Raw genomic sequence first — 9,446 nt, 5'->3', positions numbered from 1 at the left:
ATACGCCGCATCACGTGGGAAAATGACGTGAACCCGGCGGTGAGGCGGCAGCCATGAACGATGGGGCGATCGACTACGCGGGAGTGTTCCAGTGCCTCCCGGGGATGGTGGCGCTGCTGACGCCCGAGCTGGTGTTCGCGGACGCCAACGAGGAGTTCCTGCGGGTGGCCGGGCGCACCCGCGAGCAGGTCGTCGGGCGCTATCTGTTCGACGTCTTCCCCGACAACCCGAACGACTCCACGGCCTCCGGCATGCGCAATCTCGAGGCCTCGCTGCAGCGGGTCCTGGAGACCGGTGAGCGCGACGCCATGGCTCTGCAGCGCTACGACGTCGAGAACCCCGACCGGCCCGGTGAGTGGGAGGAGCGCTACTGGAGCCCGGTCAACGCGCCGGTGCTCGGCCCGGACGGCAAGGTGATGCTGCTGGTGCACCGCGTCGAGGAGGTCACCGAGCTGATCAAGGCCAGGGGCAGTCCGCGGAGCAGCCGGGCCCGGGTGCTCGAGGCCGAGCTGTACACCCGCGCCCGCGAACTGCAGGACCTCAACGAGCGGCTCCGGCAGGCCCACGCCCGCGAGCGCGAGGTGGCCATCGCACTGCAGGAGGCGATGCTGCCCGCCCGCCGGCAGGCCCGCCACCAGCACGCCGCCGTGCGCTACCGGCCCGCCGTCGGCTCGCTCAACGTGTGCGGCGACTGGTACGACCTGGTCGACCTGGTGGGCGGCCATCGCATCGGCGTGGCGGTGGGCGACGTGGTCGGGCACGGTCTCGCGGCCGCCGGGGTCATGGGCCAGCTGCGCAGCGCGCTGAGCGCCGCCTCCCGGGTCGCCGAGGGTCCGGCCGAGGCGCTGAACGTCCTGGGGCGGTATGCGCACGTGGTCGACGGCGCCGAGTCCGCCACCGCCGTCACGACGTTCATCGACTTCGACGAGCACACCATCACCTACAGCAGCGCCGGGCACCCCCCGCCGGTCCTCGTGCACGCCGACGGCCGTATCGAGTTCCTCGACCAGGCCACCGACCCGCCGCTCGACGCCCGGCCCGACCCGATGCCGAGACCCCAGGCCTGCACGCGGTACGCCGAGGGCGCCACCCTCGTCCTCTACACCGACGGCCTGATCGAACGCAGACGCGAGGACATCGACACCGGCCTGGCCCGCCTCGCCGACGCGCTCGCCCGCCACCGCACCGAGGACCCCGAACAGCTGGCCGACGCGGTCCTGCTGGAGCTGCTGCCGCCGGGAGGTGCGACCGATGACACCGCCCTGGTCATCGTGCGGTTGTGAGAGGAGGCAGACGCGGCGGCGCGCCGCAAGAACCGGGCGTCCGCCAGCAGTTGAACGCGATCGCGCCATGATGTGTCATCAGGTTGCTGTCTACCAGTCGGTAACTGGAGGCTGGTGCGGCAGTTGTCCCCACGCGCGCGACGCGGCGTCCGCCGTGTTCCGGCGAACTGCGCCTGCACATAGACTGGCGACCCCACGACACGCCGGTTGACCTGCTGGAACGCGGCGGCCCAGGCGATCCGCCGGAGTGAGGAGCGACCTTTTGTTCTACTACGTGCTCAAATACGTGTTGTTGGGACCTCTGCTGAGACTGGTCTTCCGGCCTCGCATCGAAGGCCTCGAACACGTACCGGCCGAAGGTCCGGCGATCGTCGCCGGCAACCATCTGTCCTTCTCGGACCACTTCCTGATGCCGGCCATCCTCAAGCGCCGCATCACCTTCCTCGCGAAGAAGGAGTACTTCACCGGTCCCGGCATCAAGGGCCGCCTCACCGCGGCCTTCTTCCGCAGCGCAGGGCAGATCCCGGTCGACCGCACCGGCAAGGAAGCGGGCCAGGCCGCCATCCGCGAGGGCCTCGGCGTACTGAGCAAGAACGAACTGCTCGGCATCTACCCGGAGGGCACCCGCTCGCACGACGGCCGCCTGTACAAGGGCAAGGTCGGGGTGGCGGTGATGGCCCTTCGGGCCCAGGTGCCCGTGATCCCCTGCGCGATGATCGGCACCTTCGAGGCGCAGCCGCCCGGCAAGGTCATCCCGAACATCCACCCCGTCGTCATCCGCTTCGGCAAGCCCCTCGACTTCTCCCGCTATGCCGGCATGGAGAACGAGAAGGCGATCCTGCGCGCCATCACCGACGAGATCATGTACGCCATCCTGTCGCTGTCCGAGCAGGAGTACGTGGACGAGTACGCTGCCGTCGTCAAGGCGCAGCAGGCGGAGGCGGCGGGCGCCGCGGACAAGGAGCGCCGCTTCCCGCGGATGCCGCTGGGCTAGGACGGGCTGAGCACGCGGAAGGGGCGGCCGGAGTGTTCCGGCCGCCCCTCACGTCGTACCGCTGCCGGTTACGGCTTGGGCGTGGCGTGCGGGGTGCAGGTCACGTCCGCGGTGTCCAGCTTGCCGCTCAGGAGGTAGTCGTCCACCCTCTGGTTGATGCACGGGTTGACCAGGCCGGTCACACCGTGCGAGCCCGCGTCCTTCTCGGTGATCAGACGGGAGCCCTTGAAGCGGTTGTGCAGTTCGACGGCGCCGTCGTAGGGGGTGGCGGCGTCATGCGTGGACTGCACGATCATGACCGGCGGCAGGCCCTTGTGAGTCCTGACGTTCACCGGGGTCTGCTGCTTGACCGGCCAGGTGGCGCACGGCAGGTTCATCCAGGCGTTGGCCCAGGTCATGAACGGGTAGTTCTTGTTGAGCTCGGTGTTGTCCTTGTCCCACTTCTTCCAGCTGGTGGGCCACTTGGCGTCGGTGCACTCGACGGCCGTGTAGACGGCGTTGCCGTTCTCCGCGGTGATGTTGCCCGCGGTGTCGGACATGTCGGGGGCGGCCGCGTCGACCAGCGCCTGGGTGTCGCCGGCGAAGTACTTGCTGAACGCCGTGGCGACCGGCACCCACGAGGAGTCGTAGTACGGGGCGCTCTGGAAGAAGGAGATCAGCTCGGCCGGGCCGACGACCCCGCCGAGCGGGCTCTTCTTGGCGGTGGCGCGCAGCTCGAGCCACTTCGCCTGGACCGCGTCACGCGTGGTGCCGAGGTGGAAGGCGGCGTCGTTGGCGGCGACCCAGTCCTCCCAGTCCTTCCAGCGGCCCTCGAAGGCGACGTCCTGGTCCAGGTTGGCCTGGTACCAGATCTTCTCCCGCGACGGGTTGACGACGCTGTCCACGATCATTCGGCGCAGATGGCCCGGGAACATGGTGCCGTAGACGGCGCCGATGTAGGTGCCGTAGGAGACGCCCAGGTAGTTGAGCTTCTTCTCACCGAGCGCGGCACGGATCACGTCCAGGTCGCGCACCGTGTTGGGCGTGGTCATCTGCGAGAGCATCGCCTTGCCGGTGCGCTCGGCGCAGCCCTTGGCGTACTCGGCGGCCAGCTTGCGCTGGGCCTGCTTGTCGGCCTCGGAGTCCGGCACCGGGTCGGCCTTGGGCGCCTTCACGAACTCCTGCGGGTCGATGCAGGAGATCGGCGCGGAGTGGCCGACACCGCGCGGGTCGAAGCCCACGAAGTCGTACGCCTTGGCCACGTTGGCCCACACCGGGTTCTTGGTCGTGACCCGGCGTGGGAAGCGCATGCCGGAAGCGCCGGGGCCGCCCGGGTTGTAGACGAGCGCGCCCTGGCGCTCCTCCTTCGTCCCCGTGTTGCCGATGCGGTCGACGGCCAGCTTGATCTGCTTGCCGTACGGGTGCGCGTAGTCGACCGGGACGCTGACGTACCCGCACTGGATGGGCTTCTCAAAACCCCAGTCGGCGGGGCAGTCCTGCCAGTCGATCCCGGCCTTGGCGGCCCGCTCGGCCGCGATGGCGGCACCGCGGGCCTCGCGGTCCTGCCCTGACCGCGGGCCGGCGGTCGCGCTCGCACTCGGCGCCGCGACGGCACCGGCTATGAGCGTCGCCGCGGCGAGCACACCGGCCGAGCCGAGCGCGGCGGCCCGCTTATTTCGCCTCATATCCCTCAAGTGGGACCTCCCCCAACGTCATTGCGAATGTCAGGGGCGATCCTTTCGGCTGTGAACATGCCGAGAACAGGGGTCGTTGACCTTCTTTACCAATCCGATAAACGGTGACGCTGTCCCGCTCAGCGGAACCTCACGCCACGGCGGCCAGCGCCTCGTCCAGCACCCGCCGCAGCCGCAGGGCGTCGTCCGCCACGGCGCCGACGAGCACGGCGGGCCCGGCGAGCGGCATCACCACGGCACCCTCCCCCAGCACCCGGGCCGCCACGGGCTCCACCCCGAACTCGGGCCGTACGACGACCAGTTGTCCCACGGCCCGGTGTCCGCTTAGCACGGCCGGGCCGTCCCAGCCGCCCGGCGCTCCGGGCCCGCAGGCCAGCTCCTGGTCGAGGATCACCCGCCCCTCGACGCGTACCGTAAGACGACTGGTCAGCCGCCCGGGTTGCTCGCCGGCCCGTCCGAGCACCTGTTCCTCGCGCAGCACGAGCCGGGCGGTGCCGCCGAGCTCGACCCGCGTCCTGACATGCAGGTCGCTCCCGTGCGCGGAGATCAACTGCTCGGGCAGCCAGTCGAGTTCGCCGCCGTCGGCGACGTCGAGCCGTACGTCGTAGCGGGCCTCGCCCTTGGCCTGACCGGGCAGCGCGATGGTGGCGGCGGCCGACCCGACCCGCAGCCGTGCCCCGCAGCCCACCTCGGCCTCGACGGCGAACTCGTCCCCGCCGAGCGGCCCGCTCATCGCCCCGACGAGCATGACCCGCGCCTCGGCACCACTGCTCCGAGTCCGCCGCAGCGCGAGCGGCCCCTCCCCCTGCAGCACGGGCAGGGCCGTGCCGCCTCTTCCGTCCTCCCGGGCGACGATCCGAGCGGTGGCCCGCACCCCGCTCACGGTCACGCCGTCCACGCGGCGAGCTGCGCCCGCACCCACCCGGCGACGTCCCTCACCCCGGCCTCGCTCCTGAGCGACTGGAAGACGACGGGCAGTTCGGCCCGCTGCGCCTTGGCGTCGGCGGCCATCCGCCCGAGGTCGGAACCGACGTACGGCGCGAGGTCGGTCTTGTTGACGACGAGCAGATCGGCCGTGGTCACCCCCGGCCCGCCCTTGCGCGGAATGTCGTCACCACCGGCCACGTCGATGACGAAGATCTGGGCGTCGACGAGTCCCTTGGAGAAGGTGGCGGTGAGATTGTCCCCACCGGACTCGACCAGGATCAGATCCAGCGGCCCGACCTCGTCCTCCAGGTCCTCCACCGCCTCCAGATTGGCGGAGATGTCGTCCCGGATCGCGGTGTGCGGACAGGCCCCCGTCTCCACGGCGGTGATCCGCTCGGGCGGCAACACGGCTTCCCGAAGCAGGAACTCGGCGTCCTCGCGGGTGTAGATGTCATTGGTGACGACGGCGAGGGACAGCTCGTCGCGCAGGGCCCGGCACAACGCCGCCACGGTGGCGGTCTTGCCCGACCCGACGGGCCCACCGAGCCCGATCCGCAGGGCCCGCCGCGACCCGTCCGGACGACGAGCGTCGGCGCTGACGGCGGCAGGCCCGTGGTGGCTGTGATCCAGATGCATGACTACGGCTCCAATACTTCAGCACGGCGCATCCCAGCCCGTCCGGCGTTTGAGGACGAGGCCGTTCAGGCCGAAAAGGGGGGTCTGGGGGCAGAGCCCCCAGGTTCGGGAACGGGAAGGGGCGGCGGGGGCGAAAGAAACTACGAGGCGAACAACCGCACAGCCCAGCCGGCATGCACCTCCGCGGAAATCTCCAGCAACGGCGCGGAAGCCGCAGGCACCGCATCGACCCCCTCGTCGACAACCGCCCGCGCCGCCTCCACCGCCCGATCCGCAACAAGATCGACCTCCGGCGCCAGCCGAGCCAGCACCCCCGTCGCATCGAACGGATCAAGACTCAACAACCGCACCGTCGAACTGGCCGGCCCACTGACACTCTCGTACGCCGCACAGTAGGCCGCATCCACGGCCTCCAAGCCCGCCGCCCGAGCGGCCACCCCGAGCACCACCGGCTGATGCGCCCCCTTGGGGAACTCCCGCGCCAGTGCGTCGAGTTCAGCCGAGGGCCAGGCGGCCCGAGTGGCACGCATCAACTGCCGCCCCAGCTTCCGCCCGGCGACCCGCAACGCGGGCGACGGCGTCCGCGCATCCGCGGCCGCGTCCAGAGCCACAGGATCCACGCCGAGCACGGCGGCGGCCGCCAACGAGGCCGCAACCAGCCCCGCCGTGTGCAACCGCCCCCGGCAGAAGGACTCCAGGCTCGCGGCCCCACTGATCCGCCCGGCCTTCACGGCCGCCTCGGCCCCGCCGGAGTGCGCATGCCCTCCGGCGGGAAAGCGCCCGTCGGCCAGGACGAGAAGAGCTGCCCTGGACATCAGAAGAGGAAGTACCGCTGGGCCATGGGCAGTTCGGCAGCGGGCGTCGCCTCGACCAGTTCCCCGTCGATGTGCACGGCGAAGCTGTCGGGATCGATCTGCACCCGGGGCCGCGCGTCGTTCTCCCGCATGTCGGCCTTGGTGACCCCACGCGTCGACTCGATCGCGACGAACCGCTTCCCGAGCGAGAGCCGCTCCGGCAGCCCGTCCTCGATGGCGAGCGGCGCCACGAAGTTGAAGGAGTTCGAGGCGGGCGCCCGCCCGATCGCCCCGTACATCGGCCGCGGCAGGATCGGCTGCGGCGTCGGGATGGACGCGTTGGCGTCGCCCATCTGCGCGTAGGCGATCTGCCCGCCCTTGACGACCAGGTGCGGCTTGACCCCGAAGAACGCGGGCTCCCACAGCACGAGGTCGGCGAGCTTTCCGGTCTCCACCGAGCCGACCTCCCGGGCCAGTCCCTGCGCGAGCGCGGGATTGATCGTGTACTTGGCCACGTACCGCCGCACCCGCCGGTTGTCCGCGCGGCCGTCGCCCGGCAGCGCTCCTCGCCGCCGCTTCATCACATGCGCCGTCTGCCAGGTCCGCATGATGACCTCGCCGACGCGCCCCATGGCCTGGGCGTCGGACGAGATGATCGAGATGGCGCCCAGGTCGTGCAGGATGTCCTCGGCCCCGATGGTGGACGGCCGGATCCGCGACTCGGCGAACGCCAGGTCCTCGGGCACCGCCGGGTTGAGGTGGTGACACACCATCAGCATGTCGAGGTGTTCCTCGGCGGTGTTCACGGTGAACGGCCGCGTGGGGTTCGTGGAACTCGGCAGCACATGCGGCTCGGAGACGACGGTCATGATGTCCGGCGCGTGCCCGCCGCCCGCACCCTCGGTGTGGTAGGCGTGGATGCCGCGCCCACCGATCGCGGCGAGCGTGTCGCCCACGAACCCGGCCTCGTTCAGCGTGTCCGTGTGGATGGCGACCTGGATGCCTGTCTGGTCCGCCACGGTCAGCGAGGCGTCGATGACGGCGGGCGTCGAGCCCCAGTCCTCATGGAGTTTGAGCCCCAGTGCGCCGCCGCGGATCTGCGACAGCATCGCCTCCTGCGAGACGGTGTTGCCCTTGCCGAGGAAGCCGATGTTGAGCGGGTACTGCTCCATCGCCTCCAGCATCCGCGCGAGATGCCAGGGGCCGGGCGTGACCGTGGTCGCCTTGGAGCCCTCGGCCGGTCCGGTGCCGCCGCCCACCAGCGTGGTGATGCCGGCGGACAGCGCCTCGTCGGCGATCTGCGGACAGATGAAGTGGACGTGCGCGTCGATGGCGCCGGCGGTCAGGATCCGCCCGTTGCCCGCGATGACCTCGGTCTCGGGGCCGATGACCAGGTCGGGGTGGACGCCGTCCATGGTGTCGGGGTTGCCGGCCTTGCCGATCCCGGTGATCCGGCCGTCACGGATGCCGACGTCCGCCTTGACGATCCCCCAGTGGTCGATGATCACCGCACCCGTGATGACGGTGTCCGGGGTGCCCTCCGCACGCGTGGCACGGGACTGGCCCATGGACTCCCGGATGACCTTGCCGCCGCCGAAGACGGCCTCGTCACCGGCGAGTCCGGGGCCGCCGGAACGATCCTCCTCGATCTCGACGATCAGATCGGTGTCGGCGAGCCGGATGCGGTCGCCGGTGGTGGGGCCGAACAGGTCGGCGTACGCGGCACGCGAGATCTCAGGCATCGAGGGCACCTCCGGTCTCCCCGCGCAGCCCGGGCACCACACGGGCGCCGGCCAGCGGGACGAGTTCGACGTCGACGGGGATCCCGGGCTCGAAGCGCACGGCCGTACCCGCGGCGATGTTGAGCCGCTTGCCGCGGGCGGCGGCGCGGTCGAAGTCCAGGCCGGGGTTGGCCTCGGCGAAGTGGTAGTGGGAGCCGACCTGGACGGGCCGGTCGGCGGCGTTGAGCACGGTCAGCCGGGTGACCTCGCGGCCGTCGTTGTACACAACGGGCTCGTCCGCGAACAGGATCTCGCCGGGAATCATCGAGGCCCCCTCAGACGATCGGGTCGTGGACGGTGACGAGCTTGGTGCCGTCGGGGAAGGTCGCCTCGACCTGGACGTCGTGGATCATCTCGGGGATGCCCTCCATGACGTCGTCCCTGGTCAGGAGCTTGCGCCCGGAGGCCATGAGCTCGGCGACCGTACGGCCGTCACGGGCGCCTTCGAGGATGTGCGAGGTGATGAGGGCGACCGCCTCGGGGTGGTTGAGCTTGAGCCCGCGGGCCCGGCGCTTCTCGGCGACGTCGGCCGCCACATGGATGAGCAGCCTCTCTTGCTCGTGCGGGGTCAGTTGCACGTCCCACCTCACAGTCCTCGCCCGGACCGTGCGGGGTCCGGTTGCCGCAGCCACGGGGCAAAGTCCCTGGTGGCGTGGATCGGCAGGCTAGTTGGACCGAGTTTCAAGCAAGTTAACCGAGCTGTGATCCTGCACGCTCATCAACGCACGTAGACCATCGCGCAGGACGTCGCCGGAAGCGGGCCCGAACAGGGCCTGCTGCGCGAGGAAGCCCATGACGGCCGCCATCATCGTGCGGGCCACGTCGTCCGGGGACACGTCCGACCGCATCATCCCGGCTTCCTGGTACGACTCGACGATCCGCCCCCAGGTCTCCCGCACCGCGCCGTAGCCCTCACGCAGCAGGACCGCGAGTTCCTCGTTGCGGAGGGTCTCCGCCCACACCTGGACGACGAGCCCCGGAAAGGCGGGCCGCCCGTCCACGGTCAGTGACTCCTTGGCCGCGAGCACACGGCCGAGCACCGAGGACACCAGGCGGTCCGGAAGCGGGGGCGGGCTGGTGCGGGCCTCCTCCTCGAAGGCCTTGTGGACCTGGCCGAGCACTTCCGCGACGATCGCGGCGATCAGCTCCTCCTTGCCGCTGAAGTAGCGGTAGACGGCGCCCGCGGAGAGGTCGACCTCCTTCAGGACGTCCTGCATGGACGTGGCGTGGAAGCCGTTGCGTGCGAAGCACAGTGCGGCGCCGTCGAGGATCTGCCGGCGGCGGGCGTCGAGGTGTTCCTGGGATACACGGGCCATGGTCCCAAAGTAAAACGAACGTTCCTTCTTGACAAGTGGCCC

General features: G+C 70.5%; 10 protein-coding genes. 2 read left to right on the top strand and 8 right to left on the bottom strand.

Going from position 1 to position 9,446, the window contains the following annotated elements:
* Positions 1–53 precede the first annotated feature (53 nt).
* Positions 54–1,283: a PP2C family protein-serine/threonine phosphatase gene (locus ACIBW9_RS08045; protein ID WP_398952444.1), complete on the top strand. Its 1,230-nt coding sequence runs from the start codon at positions 54–56 to the stop codon at positions 1,281–1,283.
* Between the two features lie 262 nt (positions 1,284–1,545).
* On the top strand, positions 1,546–2,277 hold the full coding sequence (locus ACIBW9_RS08040) for a lysophospholipid acyltransferase family protein (RefSeq protein ID WP_398952442.1): 732 nt from the start codon (positions 1,546–1,548) through the stop codon (positions 2,275–2,277).
* A 68-nt stretch (positions 2,278–2,345) separates the two neighbouring features.
* Here ACIBW9_RS08040 and ACIBW9_RS08035 read toward each other — a convergent pair whose 3' ends face one another.
* The 8 genes from ACIBW9_RS08035 to ACIBW9_RS08000 all read right to left on the bottom strand — a co-directional run bounded on the left by ACIBW9_RS08035 (position 2,346) and on the right by ACIBW9_RS08000 (position 9,404).
* Positions 2,346–3,941, bottom strand: a complete 1,596-nt coding sequence (locus ACIBW9_RS08035) for an alpha/beta hydrolase (protein WP_398952440.1) — start codon at positions 3,939–3,941, stop codon at positions 2,346–2,348.
* A gap of 139 nt (positions 3,942–4,080) precedes the next feature.
* Entirely contained in the window at positions 4,081–4,848 is a 768-nt protein-coding gene (locus ACIBW9_RS08030; protein WP_398952438.1) for an urease accessory protein UreD, read from the bottom strand.
* Complete coding sequence (gene ureG, locus ACIBW9_RS08025) at positions 4,836–5,513, bottom strand: urease accessory protein UreG (RefSeq protein WP_398952436.1); 678 nt, start codon at positions 5,511–5,513, stop codon at positions 4,836–4,838. Before ureG ends, ACIBW9_RS08030 begins: the two co-directional genes overlap by 13 nt.
* A gap of 140 nt (positions 5,514–5,653) precedes the next feature.
* A complete protein-coding gene (locus ACIBW9_RS08020; RefSeq protein WP_398952434.1) occupies positions 5,654–6,328 on the bottom strand; it encodes an urease accessory protein UreF in 675 nt (224 codons plus the stop codon).
* Positions 6,328–8,049, bottom strand: coding sequence for an urease subunit alpha (locus ACIBW9_RS08015; protein WP_398952432.1), 1,722 nt, complete (start codon positions 8,047–8,049; stop codon positions 6,328–6,330). The genes ACIBW9_RS08020 and ACIBW9_RS08015 overlap by 1 nt, the downstream gene beginning before the upstream one ends.
* Positions 8,042–8,353, bottom strand: a complete 312-nt coding sequence (locus tag ACIBW9_RS08010; RefSeq protein ID WP_398952430.1) for an urease subunit beta — start codon at positions 8,351–8,353, stop codon at positions 8,042–8,044. The genes ACIBW9_RS08015 and ACIBW9_RS08010 overlap by 8 nt, the downstream gene beginning before the upstream one ends.
* 10 nt (positions 8,354–8,363) lie before the next feature.
* Positions 8,364–8,666, bottom strand: a complete 303-nt coding sequence (locus tag ACIBW9_RS08005; protein ID WP_010355509.1) for an urease subunit gamma — start codon at positions 8,664–8,666, stop codon at positions 8,364–8,366.
* 87 nt (positions 8,667–8,753) lie between these two features.
* A complete protein-coding gene (locus ACIBW9_RS08000; protein ID WP_398952427.1) occupies positions 8,754–9,404 on the bottom strand; it encodes a TetR/AcrR family transcriptional regulator in 651 nt (216 codons plus the stop codon).
* Positions 9,405–9,446 lie beyond the last annotated feature (42 nt).

The organism is Streptomyces sp. NPDC049541 (genome assembly GCF_044465725.1).
In the GTDB taxonomy this organism is placed as follows: Bacteria; Actinomycetota; Actinomycetes; order Streptomycetales; family Streptomycetaceae; genus Streptomyces.
Note: the sequence above shows the minus strand (reverse complement) of the source record. Positions and strands in the feature narration are given on the sequence as shown.